General features: G+C 74.1%; 21 protein-coding genes. 11 read left to right on the plus strand and 10 right to left on the minus strand.

Features of this window, described 5'->3' with window-relative positions; translation table 11 throughout:
- The first annotated feature begins 38 nt into the window (after nt 1-38).
- Nucleotides 39-548: an NUDIX domain-containing protein gene (locus AB0C17_RS13375; RefSeq protein ID WP_357478548.1), complete on the plus strand. Its 510-nt coding sequence runs from the start codon at nt 39-41 to the stop codon at nt 546-548.
- A gap of 45 nt (nt 549-593) precedes the next feature.
- On the opposite strand, the gene AB0C17_RS13380 is transcribed toward AB0C17_RS13375, so the two are convergent.
- Nucleotides 594-1,760 carry an LLM class flavin-dependent oxidoreductase gene (locus tag AB0C17_RS13380; protein WP_357478551.1) on the minus strand — a complete coding sequence of 389 codons (1,167 nt, stop codon included), beginning with the start codon at nt 1,758-1,760 and terminating at the stop codon, nt 594-596.
- 142 nt (nt 1,761-1,902) lie between these two features.
- Between AB0C17_RS13380 and AB0C17_RS13385 the strand changes: the two genes are divergently transcribed.
- Genes AB0C17_RS13385 through AB0C17_RS13405 form a run of 5 tightly spaced genes read left to right on the plus strand, consistent with a single transcriptional unit; the run spans nt 1,903 to nt 6,463 of the window.
- A complete protein-coding gene (locus AB0C17_RS13385; protein ID WP_357467619.1) occupies nt 1,903-2,874 on the plus strand; it encodes a sulfonate ABC transporter substrate-binding protein in 972 nt (323 codons plus the stop codon).
- The gene (locus tag AB0C17_RS13390) at nt 2,871-3,707 is read left to right on the plus strand and encodes an ABC transporter permease (RefSeq protein ID WP_357383131.1); all 837 of its coding nucleotides are present in this window, start codon (nt 2,871-2,873) and stop codon (nt 3,705-3,707) included. The genes AB0C17_RS13385 and AB0C17_RS13390 overlap by 4 nt, the downstream gene beginning before the upstream one ends.
- Complete coding sequence (locus AB0C17_RS13395) at nt 3,680-4,405, plus strand: ABC transporter ATP-binding protein (RefSeq protein ID WP_357383129.1); 726 nt, start codon at nt 3,680-3,682, stop codon at nt 4,403-4,405. The genes AB0C17_RS13390 and AB0C17_RS13395 overlap by 28 nt, the downstream gene beginning before the upstream one ends.
- A 16-nt stretch (nt 4,406-4,421) precedes the next feature.
- Nucleotides 4,422-5,828: a selenium-binding family protein gene (locus AB0C17_RS13400; protein WP_357383127.1), complete on the plus strand. Its 1,407-nt coding sequence runs from the start codon at nt 4,422-4,424 to the stop codon at nt 5,826-5,828.
- Entirely contained in the window at nt 5,825-6,463 is a 639-nt protein-coding gene (locus AB0C17_RS13405; RefSeq protein WP_357383125.1) for a hypothetical protein, read from the plus strand. Before AB0C17_RS13400 ends, AB0C17_RS13405 begins: the two co-directional genes overlap by 4 nt.
- Nucleotides 6,464-6,552: 89 nt before the next feature.
- Here the strand turns inward: AB0C17_RS13405 and AB0C17_RS13410 are convergent, their stop codons facing one another.
- Nucleotides 6,553-7,134 carry a hypothetical protein gene (locus tag AB0C17_RS13410; RefSeq protein ID WP_357478554.1) on the minus strand — a complete coding sequence of 194 codons (582 nt, stop codon included), beginning with the start codon at nt 7,132-7,134 and terminating at the stop codon, nt 6,553-6,555.
- Between the two features lie 61 nt (nt 7,135-7,195).
- Nucleotides 7,196-8,752, minus strand: a complete 1,557-nt coding sequence (locus AB0C17_RS13415) for a hypothetical protein (RefSeq protein ID WP_357478556.1) — start codon at nt 8,750-8,752, stop codon at nt 7,196-7,198.
- Between the two features lie 382 nt (nt 8,753-9,134).
- Between AB0C17_RS13415 and AB0C17_RS13420 the strand changes: the two genes are divergently transcribed.
- On the plus strand, nt 9,135-9,620 hold the full coding sequence (locus AB0C17_RS13420; protein WP_357383119.1) for a hypothetical protein: 486 nt from the start codon (nt 9,135-9,137) through the stop codon (nt 9,618-9,620).
- A 211-nt stretch (nt 9,621-9,831) separates the two neighbouring features.
- A complete protein-coding gene (locus tag AB0C17_RS13425) occupies nt 9,832-11,115 on the plus strand; it encodes a sulfite oxidase (RefSeq protein ID WP_357478559.1) in 1,284 nt (427 codons plus the stop codon).
- Nucleotides 11,116-11,123: 8 nt separating this feature from the next.
- On the opposite strand, the gene AB0C17_RS13430 is transcribed toward AB0C17_RS13425, so the two are convergent.
- The 3 genes from AB0C17_RS13430 to AB0C17_RS13440 form a co-directional block, all read right to left on the minus strand.
- The gene (locus tag AB0C17_RS13430; protein ID WP_357478561.1) at nt 11,124-11,666 is read right to left on the minus strand and encodes an RNA 2'-phosphotransferase; all 543 of its coding nucleotides are present in this window, start codon (nt 11,664-11,666) and stop codon (nt 11,124-11,126) included.
- 227 nt (nt 11,667-11,893) lie between these two features.
- Nucleotides 11,894-12,943 carry an aldo/keto reductase gene (locus AB0C17_RS13435; protein ID WP_357467631.1) on the minus strand — a complete coding sequence of 350 codons (1,050 nt, stop codon included), beginning with the start codon at nt 12,941-12,943 and terminating at the stop codon, nt 11,894-11,896.
- A gap of 78 nt (nt 12,944-13,021) precedes the next feature.
- Nucleotides 13,022-14,962, minus strand: a complete 1,941-nt coding sequence (locus AB0C17_RS13440) for an ABC transporter ATP-binding protein (protein WP_357383111.1) — start codon at nt 14,960-14,962, stop codon at nt 13,022-13,024.
- A gap of 249 nt (nt 14,963-15,211) precedes the next feature.
- On the opposite strand from AB0C17_RS13440, the gene pgi reads away from it, so the two are divergent.
- Nucleotides 15,212-16,846, plus strand: a complete 1,635-nt coding sequence (pgi, locus tag AB0C17_RS13445) for a glucose-6-phosphate isomerase (RefSeq protein ID WP_357478564.1) — start codon at nt 15,212-15,214, stop codon at nt 16,844-16,846.
- A gap of 47 nt (nt 16,847-16,893) precedes the next feature.
- Here the strand turns inward: pgi and AB0C17_RS13450 are convergent, their stop codons facing one another.
- Nucleotides 16,894-17,304, minus strand: coding sequence for a type II toxin-antitoxin system Phd/YefM family antitoxin (locus AB0C17_RS13450; protein WP_357383109.1), 411 nt, complete (start codon nt 17,302-17,304; stop codon nt 16,894-16,896).
- Nucleotides 17,305-17,342: 38 nt separating this feature from the next.
- Nucleotides 17,343-17,885: a GNAT family protein gene (locus tag AB0C17_RS13455; RefSeq protein WP_357383107.1), complete on the minus strand. Its 543-nt coding sequence runs from the start codon at nt 17,883-17,885 to the stop codon at nt 17,343-17,345.
- A 59-nt stretch (nt 17,886-17,944) separates the two neighbouring features.
- On the opposite strand from AB0C17_RS13455, the gene AB0C17_RS13460 reads away from it, so the two are divergent.
- Nucleotides 17,945-19,279 (plus strand): SWIM zinc finger family protein, encoded by a 1,335-nt coding sequence (locus AB0C17_RS13460; RefSeq protein WP_357478567.1) that lies wholly within the window; start codon nt 17,945-17,947, stop codon nt 19,277-19,279.
- Nucleotides 19,276-21,831 (plus strand): hypothetical protein, encoded by a 2,556-nt coding sequence (locus AB0C17_RS13465; RefSeq protein ID WP_357478570.1) that lies wholly within the window; start codon nt 19,276-19,278, stop codon nt 21,829-21,831. The genes AB0C17_RS13460 and AB0C17_RS13465 overlap by 4 nt, the downstream gene beginning before the upstream one ends.
- Before the next feature lie 55 nt (nt 21,832-21,886).
- Here AB0C17_RS13465 and AB0C17_RS13470 read toward each other — a convergent pair whose 3' ends face one another.
- Nucleotides 21,887-22,339 carry a hypothetical protein gene (locus AB0C17_RS13470; protein WP_357478573.1) on the minus strand — a complete coding sequence of 151 codons (453 nt, stop codon included), beginning with the start codon at nt 22,337-22,339 and terminating at the stop codon, nt 21,887-21,889.
- A 64-nt stretch (nt 22,340-22,403) separates the two neighbouring features.
- A complete protein-coding gene (locus AB0C17_RS13475; RefSeq protein WP_357478576.1) occupies nt 22,404-23,825 on the minus strand; it encodes a hypothetical protein in 1,422 nt (473 codons plus the stop codon).
- Nucleotides 23,826-23,969: the final 144 nt, after the last annotated feature.

Below are 23,969 nucleotides of genomic sequence, written 5' to 3' on the forward strand. Positions count from 1 at the left end.
CTGACCTCCGGGGGCGGGTGCGGGTAACGTGCTGCGGCGTGACCGCGTACTCGCACTGCTCGTTCTGCGGCGCGGCCTACCCGGCGGGCGCCGGGTGGCCGCGCGTCTGTCCGTCCTGCGGCGAGACGGTGTGGCGCAATCCGCTGCCGGTGGCGGTGGCGATGCTGCCGGTACGCACGCCGGACGGGCTCGGCGTGGTGGTGGTACGCCGCGACATCGAACCGGCGCGTGGGCAGCTCGCGCTGCCGGGCGGCTTCATCGAGTACGGCGAGGAGTGGTCCGAGGCGCTCGTGCGTGAGCTGCGGGAGGAGACCGGGCTGCTGGCCGAGGCCGGCGAGGCGCGGCTGTTCGCGGTGCACGGCGCACCGGCGGGCGGCGCCATGATGGTCTTCGGCGTGCTGCCCGAACGGCCGGCCGGCGACCTGCCGCCGTCCGCGCCCACCGAGGAGGCCACCGAGTGGCTGGTGCTGACCGAGCCGGTCGAGCTGGCCTTCTCCACGCACACCCGGGTGCTGGCCGACTTCCTCGCCGGTCAACGCCCGCTCTGACCGGAACCCGGGCCGCCGGACGGACCGGCGGCCACCCTGGCGCGGTCAGCCGCGGGCCGGGACCGGCTGGGGCGAGAACGGCACGGCGGCGGGCACCTCGATCTCCGGCTCACCGGCCGGGTGCCGCCACAGCCCGCGCCGCCGCAGGATCGGCAGCACGCCCTCGCCGAACCAGTACGCCTCCTCCAGGTGCGGGTGGCCGGAGAGGATGAACTCGTCCAGGCCGAGCGCGTGATACTCGGCGATCCGGTCGGCGACCTCGGTGTGGCTGCCGACAAGTGCCGTGCCCGCGCCGCCGCGGACCAGCCCGAATCCGGCCCACAGGTTCGGCGAGACCTCCAGCCCGTCGCGGGAGCCGCCGTGCAGGTCCAGCATCCGCCGCTGTCCCTCGGACTCGCTGCGCCGCAGCCCCTCCTGCACCGCGCGCACGTCGGCCTCGGGGATGCCGTCGAGCAGCTTGCGGGCCTGCGCCCACGCCTCCTCGGCGGTGTCCCGGCTGATCACGTGCAGCCGGATGCCGTACCGCAACTCGCGACCGGTCTCGGCGGCGAGACCGCGGATCCAGTCCAGCTTGCCGGCCACCTGCGCGGGCGGCTCGCCCCAGGTCAGGTACACGTCGCTGTGGCGTACCGCCACCGGCCCGGCCGCGCCGGACGACCCGCCGAAGTAGACGGGCGGCACCGGGTCGGGCACGCGGGCGAGCCGGGCGCCCTGGACCCGCACGTGGGCGCCGTCGTGGTCGACCGTCTCACCGCGCCACAGCGCCCGCACCACGTGCAGGAACTCGTCGGTACGCGCGTACCGGGCGTCCTTGTCCAGGAAGTCGCCGTACCCGCGCTGCTCGGTGGACTCGCCGCCGGTGACCACGTTGAGCAGCAGCCGCCCGCCGGACAGGCGCTGGAACGTGGACGCCATCTGCGCGGCCAGGGTGGGTGAGAGCAGGCCGGGCCGGAACGCGACGAGGAACTTCAGCCGCTCGGTGACCTCGGTGAGCATGGCGGTGGCCAGCCAGGCGTCCTCGCACCAGGCGCCGGTGGGGGTGAGCGCGCCGGCGAAGCCGAGCTGCTCGGCGGTGCGGGCGATCTGCCCCAGGTACGCCACGGTGGCGGGTCGCGCGCCACCGGCGGTGCCGACCGGTACGCCGTGGCCGCCGCCCACGATGTCCCGGCTGTCGCCGTAGGTCGGCAGGAACCAGTGGAAGCTGAGCGACATGGTGTACCTCCGGTGCGCGGGTCGGACGGGCCCCTCCTGAGTGGTGGGACGACCACGCCGACACCCTACCCATAAAACCTATCGGGTTGGTAGGTTGCTGTCGCCCGCCGACGGCCGGGTTCACCCTCCCCGAGGAGTCGCCATGCGTACCCCCAGATCGCGCCGCCGCCCGATGGCCGCGCTGCTCACCACCCTCGCGCTGCTCGCCGCGACGGCGCTGACGGCCTGCGGCGGCGAGGCGGCCGACGCCAGCGGCGGCGGCGACCGCCCACTGCGGATCGGCTACCAGCGCTTCGGCGGGCTCAGCCTGGTCAAGGCGCGCGGCGACGCGAAGAACGTCACCTGGTCGCTGTTCGAGAGCGGCCCGGCGCTGACCGAGGCGCTCAAGGCCGGCTCGATCGACATCGGTCAGGTCGGCGAGGCGCCGCCGGTGTTCGCCGCCGCCGGGAAGATCCCGTTCTCCGTGGTCGGCACCTCCGAGCCGATCCCGCAGGGCGAGGCGGTTCTGGTCAAGGCGGACAGCCCGTATCGTGGATTCGCCGACCTACGCGGGCGCACCGTCGCGCTGAACAAGGGCTCCAACGTGCACTGGCTGCTGGTGAAGCTGCTGGAGGCCAACAAGATGACGCTCGCCGACATCAACGTCAAGTACCTCAAGCCCGCCGAGGGGCGGCCCGCGTTCGACAACGGGCAGGTCGACGCGTGGATCATCTGGGACCCCTACTTCGCGCTGGCCGAGCGACCGGGGGTACGGGTCCTCGCCGACGCCACCGGGCTGGCCGGCAACCGCGAGTATGTGCTGGCCGCGCCGGACGCGGTGCAGAACCGCACCGACGACGTGCGGGCGTTCCTGAACACGTACCGGCAGACCACCGACTGGGGCATCGCCCACCCGACCGAACGCGCCGCCGTCCTCGCCCCCGAGCTGAAGATCCCACTCGACGTGACCACCCGGGCGCTGGCCCGCAGCGCCAAGCCGCTCGCCCCGGTCACCCCGGAGATCGGCGCCGAGTTGCAGGCCATCGCGGACAGCTTCGTGGAGCTGAAGCTGGTACCCGGACCGGTCGACATCGCCGGGCGGGTGGACGGCCGGTTCAACGAGGCGTTCCAGTGAGCGGTCCGGCGCTGGCCGAGGCGACCGCTCCCGTCGTACCCGATCGGGCGACGCCGCGGCGGTCGCGGGCCCGCGCCTCGCGGCGGTGGCGGCGCGCGGTGAGCCCGGTCGTGCTTGTGCTCGCCTGGGAGGTCGCCGCGCGGACCGGGCTGCTCGCCCCGGAGAAGCTGCCCGCGCCGAGCGCGGTGCTGGCCACCGGCGCTCGGCTGGCCCGCGACGGGACGCTCGGCGTGCACCTGCTCGACTCGCTCACCCGCGCCGCGCTCGGCCTGCTCATCGGCGGCGGCCTGGCGCTGGTGCTCGGCGCGGCGGCGGGACTGCTGCGCCTCGGCGACGACCTGGTCGACCCGCCGGTGCAGATGGCCCGGATGCTGCCGCACCTGGGCCTGGTCCCGCTGCTGATCATCTGGGTGGGCATCGGCGAGTCGCTGAAGGTCACGCTCGTCGCGCTCGGCGCGTTCTTCCCGATCTACTTCAACACGTACGCCGGCATCCGCGACATCGACGAGCGGCTGGTGGAGGCGGCGCGTACCTGCGGCCTCGGCGCGGCGGCCCGGCTGCGGCACGTGGTGCTGCCCGGCGCACTGCCGGCGCTGTTCCTCGGGTTGCGGCTGGCCATCGGCGCGGCCTGGCTCAGCCTGGTCGTCGGCGAGCAGGTGAACGCGCAGACCGGCGTCGGGTTCCTGATGATGGAGGCGCGCGAGTTCAGCCAGACCGACGTGGTGGTGCTCGGCCTGCTCATCTACGCGCTGCTGGGCCTCGCCTCCGACCTGCTCATCCGGTACGCGGAGAGGAGGACGCTGGCGTGGCGACGCGGACTGCGCGCGACCTGACCGGGCCGGTGCTCACCGCACGGGCGGTGACCCGGTCCTTCGGCCCGGCGGTGGTGCTGGCCGGGGTGGACCTGACCATCGCCGCCGGGGAGACGGTGGCACTGCTCGGCGGCAGCGGCTCCGGCAAGAGCACGCTGCTGCGCGTGCTCGCCGGGCTCGACGGCGACGCGGGCGGCGAGCACGTGCTGCACGGCACCGCCGCCGTCGTGTTCCAGGAGCACCGGCTGCTGCCGTGGAAGCGGGTCGCCGGCAACGTGGCGCTCGGCCTGGCCGGGCCGGACGTGGGCGACCGGGTCGGCCACGCGCTGGCCGAGGTGGGCCTCGCCGACCGGGGCCGGGCCTGGCCGGCCGAGCTGTCCGGCGGGCAGGCGCAGCGGGTCGCGGTGGCGCGCGCGCTGGTCCGCGAACCCGACCTGCTGCTGCTGGACGAGCCGTTCGGCGCACTCGACGCGCTGACCCGGCTGCGCATGCAGGGGCTGCTGCGGCGGCTGCGCGCCCAGCACGGCTTCGCCGCGCTGCTGGTCACCCACGACGTGGAGGAGGCGCTGCTCCTGGCCGACCGTGTCCTGCTCCTCGACGACGGCGTGATCGCCGAGGAGATGCCGGTACGCCTCGGCCCGTCCCCGAGCCCCGACGACCCGGCCCTCGGCGCGCTGCGCCGCCACCTGCTCGACCGCCTCGGCGTACCCGCCGGCTGACCGCGATGGAGAACCGATGACCCGCTGGACGCCCGACCCCACCTTCTACCCCTCCCCCGCGCTCGCCGCCACCGCGCCGGCCGAGAAGCTCGCGTACGTCGCCGCGTTCGATCGCGCCGGGCAGCGCCCCGACGCCATCGCGGTGCTCGACACCGACCCGGACTCCGACTCGTACGGCCGGGTGGTGGGCTGGACCGAGCTGCCGAACACCGGCGACGAGCTGCACCACTTCGGCTGGAACGCGTGCAGCAGCGCGCTCTGTCCGACCGCTCCGCACCCACACGTGGAACGCCGCTACCTGATCGTGCCGGGCCTGCGCTCGTCCCGGATCCACGTGCTGGACACCAAACCCGACCCGCGCCGGCCGAACCTGGTCAAGGTGATCGAGGCGAAGGAACTCGGCGAGCGCGCCGGGTACTCCCGGCCGCACACCGTGCACTGCGGGCCGGACGGCATCTACGTCTCCGCGCTGGGCGGCGCGGACGGGCAGGAGGGGCCGGGCGGCATCGCCGTGCTCGACCACACCACGTTCGAGGTGCGCGGCGCGTGGGAGGCCGACCGGGGGCCGCAGTTCCTGGCGTACGACTTCTGGTGGCACTACACCCAGGACGTGCTGGTCACCAGCGAGTGGGGCACCCCGTCGATGATCGAGGACGGCATCGTCGGTGAACTGCTGTTGGGCCGCCGGTACGGGCACGCGATCCACTTCTGGGACCTGGCGAAGCGCCGGCACGTGCAGCGCGTCGACCTCGGCGACCAGTACCAGATGCCGCTGGAGCTGCGCCCCGCGCACGACCCGACGAAGTCGTACGGCTTCGTCGGCGTGGTGATCAGCGTCGAGGACCTGTCCGCCTCGATCTGGCTGTGGCACCGCGACGGCGACGCCTGGGCGGTGACCAAGGTGATCGACATCCCGGCCGAGCCCGCCGACCCGGCCGACCTGCCGGACCTGCTCAAGCCGTTCGGTGCGGTACCGCCGCTGGTCACCGACATCGACCTGTCGGTGGACGACAGATTCCTGCACGTCTCCTGCTGGGGCACCGGCGAACTGATCCGCTACGACGTCAGCGACCCGTTCCACCCGGTACGCGTCGGCTCGGTGCGCCTGGGCGGCATCGTCAACCGCACCCCGCACCCGGCGTTCCCGGACGAGCCGCTGGCCGGCGGCCCGCAGATGGTGGAGATCAGCCGCGACGGCCGCCGCGTCTACGTCAGCAACTCGCTCTACGGCGCCTGGGACGACCAGTTCTACCCCGACGGGGTGGGCGCCTGGGTGGCGAAGCTCGACGTCGACCCGGAGCACGGCGGCCTCGTGCCGGACCCGCGGTTCTTCCCGCGTGGGGAGGAGTTCCGCGGCCTGCGGGTGCACCAGACCCGGTTGCAGGGCGGCGACGCCTCGTCCGACTCGTACTGCTTCCCGTGACCGGCGCGACCTGGGCGGCGCTGGCCGGCCTCGGCGCGTTCCACGGCCTGAACCCGGCGATGGGGTGGCTGTTCGCGGTGGCCCGGGGCCTCCAGGAGCGCCGCCGGGCGGCGCTGCTTGCGGCCCTGCCGCCGATCGCCGCCGGGCACCTGGCCTCGGTGGCGGTGGTCGCCGCCCTGGTCAGCGCGACCCGGTCGGTGACGGCCAGCACTGCGGTCGCGGTGGCCGGCGGGGTGCTGCTGGTCGGGTTCGGGCTGTGGCGGCTGCTGTCCGACCGGCACTTCCGGTGGGCCGGGATGCGGCTGTCCGCGGCGCAGCTCACCGCCTGGTCGTTCCTGATGTCGGCGGCGCACGGCGCGGGCCTGATGCTGCTGCCGGTGCTGCTCGCCGAACCGGCGGCCGGCGGAGGCCCGCACGCCGGGCACCTCGCCGCCGCGCCGGCCGGAGCGCTGACCGGCCTGCTCGCCGCCGCCGTGCACACGGTCGCCATGCTCGCCGTCGCGCTGGTCGTGGCAGTGCTGGTGTACGAGGTGCTCGGCGTCGGTGTGCTGCGCCGGGCCTGGTTCAACGTCGACCGGCTCTGGGCCGGTGTGCTGGTGGCGGCCGGGGTGGTGACGCTGATCGCCGCGGCGTGACCCGGCAGTGGCTCGCCGGGCAGACGCACGGGCCCGGCGTCGACCGCGAGCGGCTGCTGAAGGTGGGCGCGCGCAGGACGGCCCCGCCGTCACCCGTCCTTCGGACGGCCTGGGCAGGAGGTGGCAGCCGGGTATGCCTCGACGAAGACGTGGAGGGGCATCTCGCCTCCTGCCTTCGGTCCGCGGTAGATCGAGAGGCTGGACCAGTGACCACTGATGTTCTGGCAGTAGACGGCGTAGGCGCTGCCGTCTCCCTGGCTGTCATCCCAGCTGCCGTTGGCCTGCCAGCCGTCAGCGACGGCTCGTGCGCCGAAGGTGGTGAGCAGTTGCGCTGCGGTCATCGCGTTCGTGGTGGTGTAGTCGTTCTCGACGGCGGCCACCCGCTTCGCCGGTGGCAACGCACCGTGCGACTCGGGCCAGTCGGTGGTACAGGCAGCCGAGAACTCCTTGCTCCCCGCGCTCCTGGTGCCGTCGGGCACGTAGCCGGTGAGGGCTTTGCCGCGCAAGTCCGCCAGGAGGGTCTTCTGGTCCGCCGGCACCTGGCACCCGGAGGACGGTGGGGTGGCATCTGCGCCGTCTCCGCCCTTCGATCCGCAGGCCGTTGTGCAGAGGGCGATGCCGATAAGGGCGGCCATCCCGCCGAGCCGCAGAAGAGCTGGTGCGGATCTCATCGGATCCTCCTTCGACGTCGGGAGCCGGGCGCGCCCGATGCGGCGCGCCCGGCAGGAGTGGCTATGACGTGTGGACGTTGAACGTATAGCCACTCTGGGTCTTGGCGAGCGAGAACGCGTTGCTGATCGGCGTGTATCTGCTGTATTCGCGGCCGGCGGGGTTGGTCGGGCATTTTCCGGAGCCATCGGTTCCGTCGGTGAGGATCCCGTACGCCTTGCTGTCCGCCTCGCTGAAGAGCGGCCCCCCGCTGTCGCCCGGCCGCATGCAGAGGTTGGTCCTGATACCGCCGTCCTTCGCGGTGACGCCGCCGCACCTGGTGCCGTTGTAGTAGCCGATGTTCGAGTGGTAGCCCGAGGTCGAGCTCGCGTCCGCGCTACCGCTGCCGCACACCACCCAGCCGATGTCGATGGACCCGTATCCGTAGTAGCCGGTGATGCCGAAGGTGCCCTCGGTGCAAGCATTGGTGCCCTCGGAGGACCAGCAGTACGAGTTCACCAGGTTCCGGGAGTATCCGCTGAGCCAGGTCTCGGCGTAGTTGGTCGTGCTCGTCGTGACGTAGGGCTGCAGGGCGAAGTCCCACGGGTACGACGAGGCGCCGTCCACGTTGGCGTTCTCCCAGTCACCGAGTTCGTAACCGACCGGAGTACGACCGGTCTCGTAGCTCGAGAAGGTGCGGGTGTCGCCGGTCTTGTTCGGGCCGACGGTGCAGTGACCGGCCGTGAGGATGAACGACCAGCCGCGGCTGTCCTTGATGTTGAAGCCGTTCGTGCACTGGCCCCACGTGGCGTTCAACGCCTCACCGTTCGGATAGACGGGCGATGGCGAGTTACGGCGGACGTCGAGCCGCTGCCCACCTCGCATCGGCTTCCCGCAATACTCGGGGATGCAGCTCGGGGTGCTGACCAGCCCGGTCACGACCGGGCCGGAGGAGACCTTCATCTTCTCCTTGCCGCCGATCATCTGCCGGATCTTGACGCGGTCCCCGTGCCGGACCGCCGCCCGGGCGATCCGCGTGTCCACCGACGCCGGCGACTCGCTCTCCAGCCGCTTGCGCTCGGCTGCGGTCGCTCTCGCTGCCTGCTGCTCACCGGCGTGCTGATAGACCACCACAGCGTTCTGCTGGACGTCGGCCACCGCCTCGGCCACACGCTGCTTTCCCCCATGAGTGTTGAGCTCGGCGTCCAGTTGCCCGGCCACCTCGTGCAACTCCTTCAGTGAGTACTTGGCACCCACCACCCGGATGTGCTCGACATCGCGCACCTCACGAACCGCCTGAGCGATGGCCCGGGTATCCGTCGCATGGATGAGCAGCAACCCACCAGCGGCCTGATCGATCTCCGCCCCCGCGAAGGTATCCGGGTAGTTCAGGGCGAGTTGCTCGTCGAGCACGGCGTTCATCCGCTGAAGATCGAGCCGACGCAGCGCCTCGGACTCCGACACCCCGTACTCCGACTGGAGGTAGGCGATCGAACCCCGTACCTGAGCTGCCGTAAGCGGTAAAGGCGTGTCCACCGCGAGCGCCGGCTCCGACATCACCAGGACACCACCCAAGGCGCTCAGCGACATGGCGCCGAGCGCAGCGAGTAGTCTTGTACTCGTCCTCATCTTGGTCTCCATCCAAATAGGACAATTTGGCCGTCCCGACGTGTGCAGCGTCGGGACGGCCATGCTTCTCAGGCAGGTCGACTGGGTGTGTCACTCCGGTCGCCCTGCGCGGGTCGTCGCAGCGTATAACGACGATCACCGATCCTGCTGTCCCGCCGACGCGGCGGATATGCGACCATGCCGGTGATCAGGTTCTTCCGCTCGCGCGCCAGGCGACGTCGCCGGGTTCCCGCGATCACGAGCGCATCGCCGTGCCACGCTCCCCGCTCGGAGTCCCATGGAGCAGACAGATCCCGCGGCCTCCCCGCGCGGCGCCCGCCCCCCGTCCCACGACCGTGGTCCGGATTCCGCGTCGCGACGGCGCCGACTCGTTGTCCGCGTCCTCGTGGTCGCGGTGCTGCTGACGCTGGCGACGCTGAGCGTCCGGGCCACCAGATGGTGGGGCTGCGCCTTTCCCCCCGACGACCAGACCGCTGCGGTGGCGGCGTACCAGAGAGATCCCGCCTTCTCCGTGACCCCGCCCCACGGGCGCCTGCTCACCGAACAGGCATCGACGCACGCCTGTGACTACCGACCAGCCTCGCGGGAGCGGGAGGAGTCGGCGGGACCCCAGTTCGCGACGGTCTGGCGCCGGTACACCGCGGATCGAAGTCTCTCAGCCGACGAACTGGCCGCCCTCATCGGGCCGGAGGCCCGCGGGGCCGGGTGGCGTCTCGTCAACCATCAGGGTGACGCCGGCGGCGGCCTCCTGCGGTACTGCAGAATGATCAACAGCAGGGCGGCGTGGCTGGAGATCAGCAGCACTGCTGACGGCACGCCTGACCACGCCGCCACCGTCACCGTTCTCATCGAGGGACGCCCGGACGAAGCCGGCTGCTGACGTCAGCGCGGGGACTCCTCCCCGCGCCCGCGCCGGCGTGCTGCGCCGGACCTGGTTCGACGTCGACCGGCTCCGGGCCGGTGTGCTGGTGGCGGCCGGGGTGGTGACGCTGGTCGGTGCGGCGTGTGCCGCCGCCCCACCTGCGATAGATCGACGAAAACTCCTACTGATTGAATAGGAAAGGCAGCGTCGCCTATCCCGGAGGTCAGTCGTGAGTCAGTCCCCGTCCCCCGCCGAAGCCGTCCACGACGCCGACCGGAGCCGGCAGTGGCTCACCGGGCAGGCGCACGGGCCGGGCGTCGACCGCGAGCGGCTGCTGGAGGTGGGCGCGGCGATGGCCGCGGTGACCGCCGCCGCGGCGGAGCGCGAGCCGGTCGCTGTGGCGTCCGCGCCGGTCGGCGTCGACCCCGGGGCGCCGATCGTCAAGCCGCTGCCGGCGGAGCTGCTGCGCCCGTTGGACACCAACGCCGAGATGCGCTGGCCGGCGATGGCCGGCCAGGGGTACGTGGTCCCGATCGACCGCTTCTTCGTCCGCAACCACACCGTCACCCCGTACCTGGACGCGGCAACCTGGCGGCTGCGGCTGTTCGGCGACGGCCTTCGCGGCGCGCCGAGCCGGGACAACGCGGTCGAGTTCGACCTCGACGAGCTGCGCCGGCTGCCCGCCGAGGAGCACGCGGCGCTGCTGGAGTGCGCCGGCAACGGGCGGCGCTACTTCGCCGAGCAGCAGGACGAGCCGGCCCCGGGCGTGGCGTGGGGGCTCGGCAGCGTCGGCGTGGCCCGGTGGCGGGGCGTCCGGCTCGGCACCGTGCTGCGCCTGGCCGGGCTGCGCGACGAGGCGGTCGACGTGATGCCCGAAGGACTCGACCCGGACTACGTCAGCGGCGGGGTCAACCTCGGCCGGGTACGCCGCCCGATGCCGGTCGCCAAGGCGCTCGACGACGTGCTGCTGGCGTACGAGATGAACGGCGAGCCGCTGCCCGCCGACCACGGCTTCCCGGTGCGCGTCGTGGTGCCCGGCTGGGTCGGCATCTCCTCGATCAAGTGGGTGGGCGCGATCGAGGTCTCCACCACTCCCCTGTTCTCGCCGTGGAACACGCAGTTCTACCGGATGTTCGGCCCCGGCCACCCGGCCGACGGCACAGTGCTCACCGCCCAGCCGGTACGCAGCGCGTTCGAGCTGCCCTGGGACGCCCGGGTGCCGGCCGGCGAGGAGGTGCTGCTCACCGGCCGTTCCTGGTCCGGCAACGGCCCGATCGCGCACGTCGAGGTGGACACCGGCGACGGATGGCGCCCGGCAGACCTGGTCGCCGCCGACCGGGGCGGCGCCTGGCAGCGCTGGACAGTCCGCTGGCGCCCGCCGGCCGCCGGCCGGCACGTCCTGCGCGCCCGCGCCACCGACAGCACCGGCGCGGTTCAGCCCGACCGGGCCGCGCCGAACGACCTCGCGTACCTGTTCGACGCCGTGGTGGCCCACCCGGTGACCGCCTGCTGACCGCCGCTTCAGGTGGTGCTGAGGTAGGGCGGCGGCACGGTGTCGGTGAGCCACACCCCGTTCGCGGAGCGGTAGAACAGGTACCCGGCCTCGGCCATCGCCGCCGCGTCCACCGTCAGCACCACCACCGCGCCGCCCCGGCGCGCACCGACGCGCCGGGCCGTCGCCACATCAGGCGACAGGTGTACGTGGTGCCGCCCGCCCCGGCGCAGCCCCTGCGCCCGGATCGCGTCCAGCACGGCCTCGCCGGTGCCGTGGAACAGCCGGGGCGGCGGCGCGGCCGGGGTCAGGCCGAGGTCGACCGGGACGGAGTGCCCCTGGTTGGCGCGGATCCGGTCGGCCCCGTCCGGGCCCGCCTCGACGGCGAAGCGCTGCTTGTCGTTGCCCGCGACCACGGCGTCCAGCTGGGCGCGGCTGATTTTCAGCCCGGCGAGCACGTCGGCGACCGGCACCCAGCCGGCCCGGTCGAGCCGCAGCCCGAACGCCTCAGGCCGGTGCCGCAGCCCCAGCGACAGCCGCTTGCTCACCCGAACAAGATCGCGATGTTCCACCCGCCCAGTCTGGAGCCGCGCCCCTCCCCTGTCGACGCGATTCCCCACTCACCCGCCCCCTCGCCTCCCGTTCCCGCCTCGCCTCGCCGCGCCGCGCCTCGCCTCGCCTCGTCGATCTTGCGGTTTCGGCCCCTCGGGTGCCCGTTTCGCGCGCTTTGCTGGGGCCGAAACCCCATGATCGACGAGCCGGGGAACTGAGGGTGGGACGGAGGCGGGACGGGCGAGGGTCAGGCTGCGGCCCGCTCTGGGAGGGGGCGGCGGCGGTGGGACGGGTCGGTCAGGGCGGGCGGGGACCAGGCGCCGTCGGGCTGGTAGAGGTTCGTGCCGGGCGGGACGATCTCGTCGATACGGTCCAGCACCGCGTCGTCGAGCGTCAGCTCCGCCCCGGCCAGCAGCGCGTCCAACTGGTCCATCGTGCGCGGTCCGATGATGGTCGAGGTGACCGCCGGGTGCGCGGCGGTGAACGCCACGGCGAGCTGCGGCAGCGTGCAGCCCACCTCGCCGGCGAGCGCGACCAGTTCCTCCACGGCGGCGTACTTGGCGGTGTTGCCCGGTAGCGCCGGGTCGAACCGGGCCGGAGTGAGCGCCGGGCGGCCCGCGCCGAGGTCGACGGGCCGGCCCTGCCGGTACCGCCCGGACAGGAACCCGGAGGCCAGCGGACTCCACACCAGCACGCCCATCCGGTAGCGGCGGCAGACCGGCAGCACCGACGTCTCGATGCCGCGCGCGAGGATCGAGTACGGCGGCTGCTCGGTACGGAAACGGCCGAGCGCCCGCCGTTCGGCGACGTGGTGCGCCTCCACGATCTCCTCCGCCGGGAAGGTCGAGCAGCCGAACGCGCGGATCTTCCCGGCCCGGACGAGGTCGGTGAGCGCGCCGAGCGTCTCCTCGACATCTGTGCTGTGGTCGGGACGGTGCACCTGGTAGAGGTCGATCCAGTCGGTGCCCAGCCGGCGCAGGCTGTCCTCGACCGCCCGGACGATCCAGCGACGCGAGTTGCCGCCCCGGTTGGGCCCCTCACCCATCGGGAAGTGGACCTTCGTGGCGAGCACCACGTCGTCGCGGCGGCCGCGCAGGGCCTTGCCGACGATCTCCTCCGACTCGCCGGCCGAGTACATGTCGGCGGTGTCCACGACGTTGATCCCGTGGTCGAGAGCCGCGTGCACGATCCGGGCACAGTCGTCGTGGTCGGGGTTGCCGACCGCGCCGAACATCATGGTGCCGAGACAGTGGACGCTGGCCTCGATGCCGGTGCCGCCGAGGACGCGATAGCGCATGTGAGACTCCCTGGGTCGCACCGCGCCGGCCGGGTGGCGCGCGGTCCGGTCACGGTAGGAGTTCGAGTGCGCTGGAGGTCAACCGTCGGCGGGTTCCGCGCTGCCGGCGAGGTAACCGGCGGCCTGCAACTCGAACAGCTCGCGGTAGAGCCCGCCCCGGGCCATCAGCGTGTCGTGGTCGCCCGACTGCACGAGCCGGCCGTGGTCCATCACGAAGATCCGGTCGGCGTGCCGGACGTTCGCCAGCCGATGGGTGATCAGCACGACGGCCCGGTCCGGGTGCCGCCGCAGGTGCTGGAAGAGGGCGTGTTCGGCACGCGCGTCCAGCGCGGCGGACGGCTCGTCGCAGATCAGCAGCCGGGCGTCGCGGTAGAGGCCGCGCGCGGCCACCAGCCGCTGCCACTGCCCGCCGGACAGGTCCTGCCCGTCCTTGAACTGCCGATCCAGCAGCGTGTCGTACCCGAACGGCAGCTCGCTGATCATGTCGTGCGCGGCGGCGTCCCGGGCGGCGGTCTCCACGCTGGGGCCGGGCCCGCCGGCGCGGTCGTGGCGGCCGACCCGGATGTTCTGCCGGGCGGTGAACGGGAACCTCCACCAGTCCTGGCTCATCACCGCGACCTGGGCGGCGGTCTGCCGGGGATCCAGCTCGGCGGCGTCCACACCGTCCCAGCGGATCGTGCCGCCGGTCGGACGGTAGAGGCCGGCGATCAACTTGGCGAGCGTGGTCTTGCCGGAGCCGTTCTCCCCCACCAGCGCGATCACCTCGCCGCGCCGGACCGTGAGGCTGACCTCGTCGACCGCGGCGGCGTCGGTGTCCGGGTAGCGCAGGCTGACCCGTTCGAGGTCGATGCGCGCGAAGCCGTCGACAGGCAGGTGCCCGCCGGCCGGGATCCGCCGGGTCGCCCGGTCGAGGAAGTCGCGGTAGTCCTGGTAGTAGAGGGCGTCCTCGTAGAGCGAGTTGGTGGCGAAGATGGCCGTGCGCAGGCTCGTACGCGCGGACTGGAGGGCGAGCAGCGCGGTGGCCGCCGCCGCGAGCGCCACCACGCCCCCGACGAGCAACGCGCCCAGCACCACGTAGAGCCCGAACGTGGCGATGCCGGTGATGGACAGGCCGATCGCCCGGGTCACCGTCTGCGCGCGGGCCAGGCGCAGCTCGGCGCGGGTCTCCAGCCGCGTCATGAGGTGGTACTCGGAGAGCAGGAAGTCGCGCATCTGGTACGCGCGGATCTCGGCCGCGGTGTGCCGGTTGGCCATCAGGTCGCCCAGCATCCACTTGCGTCGCCGCCGGGTGATCCGGGCGAGCCAGTCGACGTGCTGGCGGCGGGCCATCCGCACCGCCGTCACCGCCTCCGGGGCCGCGGCGACGACCAGGCAGGGCAGCAGCAGCGGGTGGATGATCGTCACCGCGGTGGCCGTGGCGATCACGCCGACCACGCCGGTGACCAGGTTGACCGTGTCGTTGACCAGGGACCCCGCCTCGACCAGTCCGCGGTCGCGGGCGCGGTCCATCTCCTCGGCGAAGCCGGCGTCGTCGAAGGCCGCCAGCTCCACGGCGGACGTCGTCTCGAACAGCCGCCGCTCCACCGTGAAGTTGATCTGCGGCACGAGCCGGGCCTGCGCCCAGCCGGCGGCGATGGTCAGCGCGCCGCGCCCGGCGACGGCGGCCGCCGCGAGCGCCAGGGCGGGCAGCGCCGCCCGGATGCGTTCCGGTGTCGGGCCGGCCGCGAACAACTGGTGGAGCACCCCGGTGGTGGCGAGCAGCCCCAGCGTGGTGAGCACGCCGGCGGCGACGTTGAGACCCAGCGAGGCGGCGGTGTCCCGGCGGCTGGTCGCCCAGGCGAGGCTGATCGCCTCGCGGATCAGGGCGGGCAACCGGCGGGCCACCGACCAGAAGCCGGTGTGGGCCAGCTCGGTGGCCCGGTGCATCCAGTGCGGATCGACGAGCTCGGGCAGGGTCGTCTCCCCGGCCGGCTCCTCCCGCGGGTCGGACGGTGGACGAGGGTGGACCACCCCGGCCATGGCACCCCCTCGACGCGATCGGGCAGCAACGCTGGATACTACGTTCAGCTATCGACCACTGTCACTCAGTGATCGGCGTGTCGTACAGGCGTCCCAACTGGCGTGCCCGGGCCGCGGCGGACGGAAAGAACCGTCCGCACGGTGATCGCCGCCGGGTCGCGTCGCGCGCGACCGCTCCGGGTGGCAGGCTTGTGGGGTTCGCCGGCGCGGGCCGGCCGACCGCCCGTCGTGAAGGAGAAGATCGACCTGATGGCTGTGGACGTCACCACCACTGACGAATGGCAGGCGCTGCGCAAGCATGCCGAGGCGATGCGCGGCACGCACCTGCGCGACCTGTTCGCCGCCGACGGGCAGCGGGGTGAGCGGCTCACCGGCGAGGTCGCCGACCTGCACGTTGACTACAGCAAGAACCTCGTCACCGACGAGACCATCGCGCTGCTCGGCGCGCTCGCCGAGCGGGTCGGGCTGACCGGCCGGATCGCGGCCATGTTCGCCGGCCGGCACGTCAACACCACCGAGGACCGGGCGGTGTTGCACACCGCGCTGCGCCTGCCCGCCGACGCCTCCCTCACCGTGGACGGCCAGGACGTGGTCGCCGACGTGCACGCGGTGCTGGAGCGCATGTCGGCGTTCGCGCAGCGGGTGCGCTCCGGCTCGTGGCGCGGTCACACCGGCGAGCGGATCACCACAGTGGTGAACATCGGCATCGGCGGCTCCGACCTCGGGCCGGTGATGGCGTACGAGGCGCTCAAGGCGTACCGGGACGCGGGCATCAGCTGCCGGTTCGTGTCGAACATCGACCCGACCGACATCCACGACAAGACCGCCGACCTGGACCCGGCGAGCACGCTGTTCGTGGTGGTCTCGAAGACGTTCTCCACCCAGGAGACGCTCGCCAACGCCGACCAGGCGCGGCGCTGGCTGCTCGCCGGGCTGGACGCGGACGACGACGCGGTCGCCCGGCACTTCGTCGCGGTCAGCACGAACGAACAGCGGGTCCGGGACTTCGGCATCGACCCGGAGAACATGTTCGGCTTCTGGGACTGGGTGGGCGGACGCTACTCGCTGCCGTCGGCGGTCGGCCTGTCGGTGATGCTGGCGATCGGGCCGGACCGGTTCCGCGAGATGCTGGCCGGCTACCACGCTGTCGACGAGCACTTCCGGTCCGCGCCGGTGGAGCGCAACGTGCCGGCGCTGCTCGGCCTGCTCAACGTCTGGTACACCGACTTCCTCGGCGCGGAGACCCACGCGGTGCTGCCCTACTCGCAGTACCTGCACCGGTTCCCCGCCTACCTCCAGCAGCTCACCATGGAGAGCAACGGCAAGTCGGTACGCGCCGACGGCACGCCGGTGACGTACCCGACCGGGGAGATCTTCTGGGGCGAGCCGGGCACCAACGGCCAGCACGCGTTCTATCAGCTCATCCACCAGGGCACCCGGCTGATCCCGGCGGACTTCATCGCGTTCAGCCGGCCCAACCACGACCTGGGTGACATGCATGACCTGTTCATGTCGAACTTCTTCGCCCAGACCGCCGCGCTGGCGTTCGGGCGGACCCGGGAGCAGGTGGAGGCCGAGGGCGCCGCGCCCGAGGTGGTGGCGCACCGGGTGATGGCGGGCAACCACCCGACCACGTCGATCCTCGCGCCGAAGCTCACCCCGGCGACGCTGGGTCAGCTCGTCGCGCTCTACGAGCACATCGTGTTCACCGAGGCCGCGATCTGGGACATCAACGCCTTCGACCAGTGGGGCGTGGAGCTGGGCAAGGTGATGGCCAACCAGCTCGCGCCGAAGCTCACCGGGCCGGACCCGGACCTGGCCGACGTCGACACGTCGACCGCCGAGCTGATCCGCCGCTACCGGGCCGAACGCGGCCGGAGCTGACCGCATGCCCGTGGCGTCCCGCGCAGACCGGTCCGGGACGCCACGGGTCAGCGGCGCAGCAGGTCGGCGTGCGCGGCGCGCAACCGGGTCAGCGCCGGGTCGCCGGCCGGGGCGCGGCGGTCCAGCTCGGCCCATGCCTCGGCGAGCGCGTCGGCGAGAGACCGCAGCTCGGCGGCGTGCCGCCGGGCCGACTGCCGGTGCAGTTCCTCCAGGCGGCGGGCCCAGCCGGCGCTGATCGCGGCGACGCGTTCGGCGTCGGCGCGGGCCTGGGCGCCGGTGCGGGCGGCGGACGCGGGCACGATCGCGGCCACCGGCCGGGGATCGCCGTCGCGGGTGACGAGCGTGACGGTGTCGGTCAGCTCGGCCAGGGAGACGAGTTGGGTGAGCCGGGTGCGGACCTCGCGCAGCGGCAGGGCGCGCGGCTGGGGGGACCGGTCGGCCAGTGCGGGGACAGCCATGGACACATGTTCACGTCCGGGTACGACACTTTCGGCGGTCAGGCGGTCCACTCCGGTGCCAGCACCGACCAGACCTCCAGGTCGGCGCGGCCGTCGGGCGTCGGTGCCGCAGCGCGCAGGACGCCGTCGCGGCGCATGCCGAGCCGCCGCGCGACGGCGACGCTGCGCTCGTTGCCGGCCTTCGTGATCCACTCGACCCGGTGGATGCCGCGCTCCCGCACCGCCCAGTCGATGATCACGCGTGCGGCGCGGGTGACCAGGCCCTGCCCTTCGGCGCCCGGCTCCAGCCAGCAGCCGGCCTCGCACACCCCACGCGTGGTGCTCAGCGACACGAGCAGCACGCCGCCGACGAGCGTACCGCGCTGCCAGATGCCCCAGATGCCGCCGTCGTCACGGGCCCAGCGGTCGGCGTACGCCTGGAGGACCTTGCCCGCCGACTCGGCGTCGGTGGCGACGAAGGACGCGCCGACCCAGGGCGCGATGTGGTCCCGGCAGCGGTCGAGGTTGGCCAGGAACTCCTCGGCGTGCCAGGGCGACAGTGGACGCAACTCGGCGTCGTCGGTGAGCGCGTGGGCGAACATCCGAGGAAGCTAGCAGGACCGTCGCGTTTTTGTCGGTCGGTCGCTCTACGGTCTGCGCCGTGAACGCCGTCCAGACGTACCGATATCTTCAGCCGTCCGCGCTGCGCGCCGCCGGTCTCGATCTGCAGACCTGCGGCGGCCCGGCGGCCAACCCGCGCTTCTTCGCCGGGTTCCTCACCGCCCCGGCCGCGGCGGCGGCCGGGCTGCTCGCCGTCGCCGAGGTGGCACGCACCCGTTACCACCAGCCGGTCAACCCGGCCAGCCTGGATCCGGTGGTCACCGGCAGCCGGGGCCGCCTGCGGTTCGAGTCGTTCTCCGGCTGCTGCGGGGTGTACGCGCGGATGGACGTGCTGCCGGCCGGGCTGGACGGGGAGATCAGCGGCCACGGCACCACGAACGTGGACGTCAACCCGCCGCTGCGGGAGGCGCTGGCCCGGGTCGGCGGCATCGAGCCGCTGCACGTGGCGGTCGGCCCGGACGACCTGACCGTCTCCACGATGGATGGGGCGGTGGTCGAGCGGAAGGTGCCGCTGCCCGGCCGCTGGCTGCGCGGCTTCGCCGAGGTGCACATGCTCACCGCCGGCTTCGAGCCGCGCGCCGAGATCCCGGCGGCGGAGGCGGCGGCGTTCCTGCGCCGGCTGCCGGCCGCGAACGACCGGAGCGTGCTGTGGGCGGTGCCCGCCGGGCGTACGCTGCGGCTGACCTCCCGCCCGGTGCCGGGCGCTGTCTGCCTGGCCGGCGCGGGCCGGCTCGCGGCGCTGCGCGGCGTGCTGCGGCACGCGCGCTCCCTGCGGGTGTACGGCCCGGCGGTGCGCGCCGGGTCGCCGGCCGTGCCGAGCACGTGGGAGCTGGACACCGGGGCGCTGCGGGTGTCGCTCACGTTGTCCCCCGAGCCGTACCGGGGGTTCTCCGGTGAGGGCGCGGCCCTGGCGGCGCTCGCCGGCGACGACGTGGTCGACGACGCGGAGCTGGTGGGCGCGCTGCTCAACTGGGATCCGGCGATCGACGTGGCAGCGCTGGCCGACGCCGCCGCGCTGCCCGACGAGCGGGTGCGGGCCGCGCTCGCCCAGCTGGGCACCGCCGGGCGGGTCGGGTACGACGTGGCGGACGGGGCGTACTTCCACCGGGTCATGCCCTACGACGCGGGCCGCGCGGAGCGGGACAACCCTCGGCTGGTCGGCGCGCGGGCGCTCGTCGAGCGTGGCGCCGTCGAGCGCGACGGCGAGAACGCGACGGTACGCACCGACGACGAGGTCTACCGGGTACGCCGCCACCCGGACGGCGCGTACTCGTGTTCCTGCCGCTGGTGGGCGCGGCACCGGGGGCAGCGGGGGCCGTGCCGGCACGCGCTGGCCGTGTCGATGGTCGCGGCACCGGTGGGGGCGCTGTCGTGAGGGAGTTCTTCAAGCCGCTGGTAAGCGGACGGCCGTCGCGGGTCCGGTCGGCGCTGGCCGAGCTGGACGAGCCGGTCCGCCGGGCGCTCGGCGAGGCCCTGGTCGCCCACGTCCGGCAGCGGCGGGATGCCTGGTGGTGGAATGCCGAGGCGACCGCGCTGGCGGTGGCCGCCGTCGGCACGCTCAGCACTCCGGCAAAGGTGGCCGCGTTGCTGGGCCGCCGGTCGGTCTGGCTCGACGACGCCGATCCGGCGCCGGTGGTCGAGGCCGCCCGGGAACGCGGGGTGACCTGGCTGGCCGACGTGGCGTACAAGCTGGCCGACCGGCTCCCCCGGGACCGGATGCTCGCGGGCTGGCGGTTCGTCGCCGGTCTCCTGCTGGCGGAGAAGGCGCCGCCGCCGACCGGGGACGACTTCGTGCGTGGCTGGGCCGCCGCGCAGGGCTCGCCGGGCCCGCGCGGGACGCGCCCACCGACTGTGGACCGGCTGCGCGCGGACCCGTTCCTCGACGCACTGCTGCCGCGCCTGTTCGAGGTGGACGGTGTGGGCACCGAGCTGGCCCGCGGCGACGGCGCGGGCACGGACGCGGAGGCGCTGCCCCGGGCTCTGGCGGCGCTGGCCGCGGAGGGCCGGCTCGACCGGGCGGTCCTGCTCAACGGCGTCCTCGGCCGGCTGCTGCGCGGCGACCGGCCGGGCGCGCTGCGCCCGTTCCTGGTCCTGCACGACCTGCTGGCGCCGGCCCCGGACGAGGTGGCGACGCGGTCGAGCGCCTATCTGCGGCTGCTCACCGACGGGCCGGGACCGGTGGCCCGCCTCGCTCAGCGGACGCTCCGGCAGGCCGGCGACGCCGCCGAGCCGGAGGCGCTGTGGGAGGCCGCGCGGACGGTGCTGGCCCGGCCGGAGAAGGCACTGGTCCGGGCGCAGGTGTCCTGGCTCGACCGGCTGGCCCGGCAGCACCCGGATCAGGCCGCGGAGATCGGCGCGGTGCTCGCCGTCGCGGCCGATCATCCGGACGCCGGCCTGCGCGAGCGCGCGCTGACGCTGGCGCAGCGGCACGGCCACCGGCCGGTCGCCGTCACCACGGTTGCCGAGGCCCGCGACGACCTGCCGCCGCCGCTGCCGGCGGCGGACGCGCCGCCGCCGATCGACGACGTGGACGAGCTGGTGGAGGAGGTCGCGGCGTCGCTCGGCCGGCGCTGGCCCGCGCTGACCACGGAACGCGTCATGGACGGACTGGTCCGGCTCGGCACCGCCGACCGCGAACGGCTCGCGGCGGCTCTCCTGCCTGTGGTGCGCCGCGAGCGGGTCGGCGCGTACGACCATCCCTGGTCGGTGTTCAAAATCTCGGCCCAGATGCACGGGCTGCTGCTTGCCGTCTGCGACGAGGCCGAGGCGGCGATCCGCCGCGACAAGTGGAGCACGCTGCTGGCCGAGTCCCGCCCGCGCGCGCCGTTCCCGTTCCGCGGTGGTGCGCCGGTTCCGGCCACACGCCGGCCCGCGCCCGTCCAGCTCGCCTGCACCCGCCTGGCCGAGATCGGGCAGCGGCTGGACGGCCGCGACGACCCGGGCCTGCTGTCCGCGCCGACCTCGGTCACCGGGGCGATCGAGCCGGTGGCGCTCTACGAACGGATCGCGGCGCTGGGTGACCGTCCGGTGTGGCGCTGGGATCTCGCGCAGGCCCTGCTGCGCCTGCCGGCCGGCGTCGACGGGCCGCTGGCCGAGCGTGCCGCGACACTGCGCACGCCGGCCGGCGACGAGCTGGCCCGCTGGCTGCGCGGCGACGCCGTGCCGGCCCCGGCGCAGCGGGTGGTGACGGTGGGCCGGCGGGCGCGGTCGGCCGGGTACGACTGGGGCTACGACCAGCTGCCCGAGGGCCGGACGCTCGTCGCGCTCACCCCGCCGGACGACGTCGAGGACCGGCTCGGCCTGCTCACCCTGACGCCCAGGCCGATCGGCCGGTGGACCGACAGCTGGGGTGACGTCTGGCCGGCCGTCCTGCCCGGGCACCGGGGTGTGGTCGCCGCCCACCTGCTGCCCGAGGTGGCCGGCGCGGCGCAGGAGGACAGCCTCGGGCACGCCGCGGCCCTGCCGGTGCTGGCCGAGTGCACCGGCGCGGGCGGACCGGCCCTCGATCTGGCGCTGGCCTACGGGTTGTGCGCCCGCCACGAGGCGGACCGGGTGGCCGCGCTCGACGCGGTGCTGATCCTGGCCGCCGCGGGTGACCTGGACGCGCCGGCGACCGGCGGGCACCTCGGCGCGCTGGCGGCCGGCGGGCAGGTGACGCTGACGCGGGCGGTCACGCCGCTGCGCGACGCGGTGGCGGCGGGCGCCCCGCTGAGCGTGTGGCTGCTGCTCGCCGCGGCGTTGCCGCCGCTGCTGGCCGAGCCGGCACCGCCCCGGGGTACGCCCGACCTGCTGGCGCTGGCGGCGGAGACGGCGACCGCGACGGGCGTGCGGATCGAGATACCGGGGCTGGCCGACGTGGTGGCCCGGGGCGGCGGCAGCCGGCTGGTCGCCGAGGCCCGCCGGCTCACCGCCGCCCTGGCCGCCTGAGCCGGCACGTCGACAGCGGGGGGCACAAACGCACCGGGCGGACCGGGCGGACCGGTCAGGCGCGCCCGTCCCGGGGCAGGTAGCCGCGAAGCGCGTCGAACTGGCCCACTGTCAGGTAGGACGGGTTCGCCGCCTGCGGCTGCCGGAGCACCTCCGCGCCGGCCAGCCGTGGGTCGGCGCGCAGCAGGTCGCGGCGTACCCGCAGCGGCTCGTCCAGGATCGTCAGGTCCAGCTGCGCGGTCCACGTCTCGCCCGGTGCCCCGGGCACGGCAGGGGCGGCGAGCCGGCCGACGCCCCAGACGCCGTACGGCGCGCGGCCCCGGCTGCCGCTGGCCCAGAACACCACCGGCTGGCCGGCGCGCATGAGGCGTACCCGGTAGCCGGGGCGGACGCACCAGCCGCTCACGCGCGGGTCGGCGGCGAAGCGGGCCGCCAGGTCCACCGCGTCCGCGTTGCCCTTGATCAACCAGGCGCCGAGGTCGTCGAGAGTCACGCGCCGGTCGGTCATCCGCCCATTCTGCGGCCCACCCGGCAGTCCCGCCGGACAGCCCGCACGGCCACGACGGCAGCGGTCAGATGATCAGGTGGGTCCAGTAGGTGAGCCACACCGCGAACAACGCGCCCTGCACCAGCGCCAGCACGGCGGTGAGCCAGCCGTCGAGGCCGCGTCGCCGCGCCCAGCGGGCCAGCACGAACGCCACGGGGAAGGCGGCGAGCAGGTAGCGCAGCAGGCTCTTGTACACCGGCGGCCCCATCGACAGCGGCACCAGCACCATGACGAGCGTGTAGACCAGGTACGGCCAGTCGGCGCGGCGGCGCAGCCCGACGACCGCCACCGCCACCGTCGCCACGGCGATCCAGACCCGCAGCGCGTCGGCCGAGTTGCCGCCGGTCAGCGCGGACGCGGCGGTCGTGATCGGGTTCTGCAGCCGGATCCCCCAGCCGGTCTCCTGGGCGTGCTGGTAGGCGAACCAGTCGCCGCTCTGCCACCGGCAGAACGCCATGAACGTCAGCCAGCCCGCCGGGACCAGCAGCAGCGGCCAGCCCTGCCGCACCAGGCGCGGCCACCGCCGGGGACCGGCCCGCCACCCGTGCTCGCGCAGCAGCACCAGCGCCAGCGGCACCACCACGAGGAAACCGACCGAGCGGCTCATCGCCAGGAAGTAGCCGACGACGCCGACGAACAGCCAGCGGCCTCGCTCGGCGTACCAGAAGGCGGCCAGCGCCAGGCAGACGAACAGCGACTCGGTGAGCGCCGCCTGGAACAGGAACGCCGTCGGCAGGAGCAGCAGGTACCGGACCGCCCGCCGCCCGCCGGCCGGTCCCGCGCCGCCGAGCAGCCGGCCCCCCAGCCGGTACGCGTAGTAGAGCTGGACCACCAGCGCCACGTTGCTCACCAGCAGCAGCGCCCAGGCGGTGTGCCCGCCGAGCAGCGGCGCGAGCGGCCGGGCCAGGAACGGGTAGAGCAGCGGGAAGCCGAAGTCCGGCCACGGCCGGTCCAGCGGCAGGCGGGCCAGGTGCTCGTAGAGGAACGAGTCCCAGGCGAACCAGAGCGAGAACCAGCGGTGGGACGAGATCGCGTCCTGCTGGGCACGCATCGCGGTCTCGGCGGGCGGTGGCGCGCCCGGCACCCCGTCCCACGCGGCGAGCACCAGCACGCCGATCAGACTGAGCACGAGCTTCGACCCGGCGAAGACGGCGAGCACGAACCCCCACGGCTCCGGCAGCCGGCGGGCGACTGCCGCTGCCCGCGACCACCATCGGGTACGCCCCGCGCGTGTGCCGCCACCGGCCGCGCGGTCGGGCCCGTCGGCTCGGTGGTCGGCGACCTGGTCCGGTTCGTGGTCTCCATCGACGTCGGCGCGTGCCGAGACGCCGGGGTCGGCCGCTCGGTCCGGCCGGGCTGTGCCGCCGGGCCGGGCCGGGCCGCCGGGGTCGGCGGCACGATCGGGTCCGGCCGTGCCGCCGGGCTCGGCCCGCCCTTCGTCCGCCATCGCGCTCCCGCCGTCCGGCCCTCGGGCCGGCTCGCCCGGCCGCAAAACCCGGTGCGCGTTCCCCGTCCGGACCGGCTCACACCCGCCGGACCGGCGGGAACCGGCAGGTGAGGACGCCGCCAGGGCGGGTAAGCGCGCTGCCGC

It is taken from the genome of Micromonospora sp. NPDC048887 (assembly GCF_040649715.1).
GTDB lineage: Bacteria > Actinomycetota > Actinomycetes > Mycobacteriales > Micromonosporaceae > Micromonospora.

What these genes read in the sequence shown, in the direction of transcription:
- AB0C17_RS13450 (WP_357383109.1), bottom strand. Translation starts at nt 17,304, where the DNA reads ATGGCTGTCCCCGCACTGGCCGACCGGTCCCCCCAGCCGCGCGCCCTG.
- AB0C17_RS13410 (WP_357478554.1), bottom strand. Translation starts at nt 7,134, where the DNA reads ATGAGATCCGCACCAGCTCTTCTGCGGCTCGGCGGGATGGCCGCCCTT.
- AB0C17_RS13415 (WP_357478556.1), bottom strand. Translation starts at nt 8,752, where the DNA reads ATGGAGACCAAGATGAGGACGAGTACAAGACTACTCGCTGCGCTCGGC.
- AB0C17_RS13440 (WP_357383111.1), bottom strand. Translation starts at nt 14,962, where the DNA reads ATGGCCGGGGTGGTCCACCCTCGTCCACCGTCCGACCCGCGGGAGGAG.
- AB0C17_RS13470 (WP_357478573.1), bottom strand. Translation starts at nt 22,339, where the DNA reads ATGACCGACCGGCGCGTGACTCTCGACGACCTCGGCGCCTGGTTGATC.
- AB0C17_RS13400 (WP_357383127.1), top strand. Translation starts at nt 4,422, where the DNA reads ATGACCCGCTGGACGCCCGACCCCACCTTCTACCCCTCCCCCGCGCTC.
- pgi (WP_357478564.1), top strand. Translation starts at nt 15,212, where the DNA reads ATGGCTGTGGACGTCACCACCACTGACGAATGGCAGGCGCTGCGCAAG.
- AB0C17_RS13385 (WP_357467619.1), top strand. Translation starts at nt 1,903, where the DNA reads ATGCGTACCCCCAGATCGCGCCGCCGCCCGATGGCCGCGCTGCTCACC.
- AB0C17_RS13455 (WP_357383107.1), bottom strand. Translation starts at nt 17,885, where the DNA reads ATGTTCGCCCACGCGCTCACCGACGACGCCGAGTTGCGTCCACTGTCG.
- AB0C17_RS13475 (WP_357478576.1), bottom strand. Translation starts at nt 23,825, where the DNA reads ATGGCGGACGAAGGGCGGGCCGAGCCCGGCGGCACGGCCGGACCCGAT.
- AB0C17_RS13435 (WP_357467631.1), bottom strand. Translation starts at nt 12,943, where the DNA reads ATGCGCTATCGCGTCCTCGGCGGCACCGGCATCGAGGCCAGCGTCCAC.
- AB0C17_RS13380 (WP_357478551.1), bottom strand. Translation starts at nt 1,760, where the DNA reads ATGTCGCTCAGCTTCCACTGGTTCCTGCCGACCTACGGCGACAGCCGG.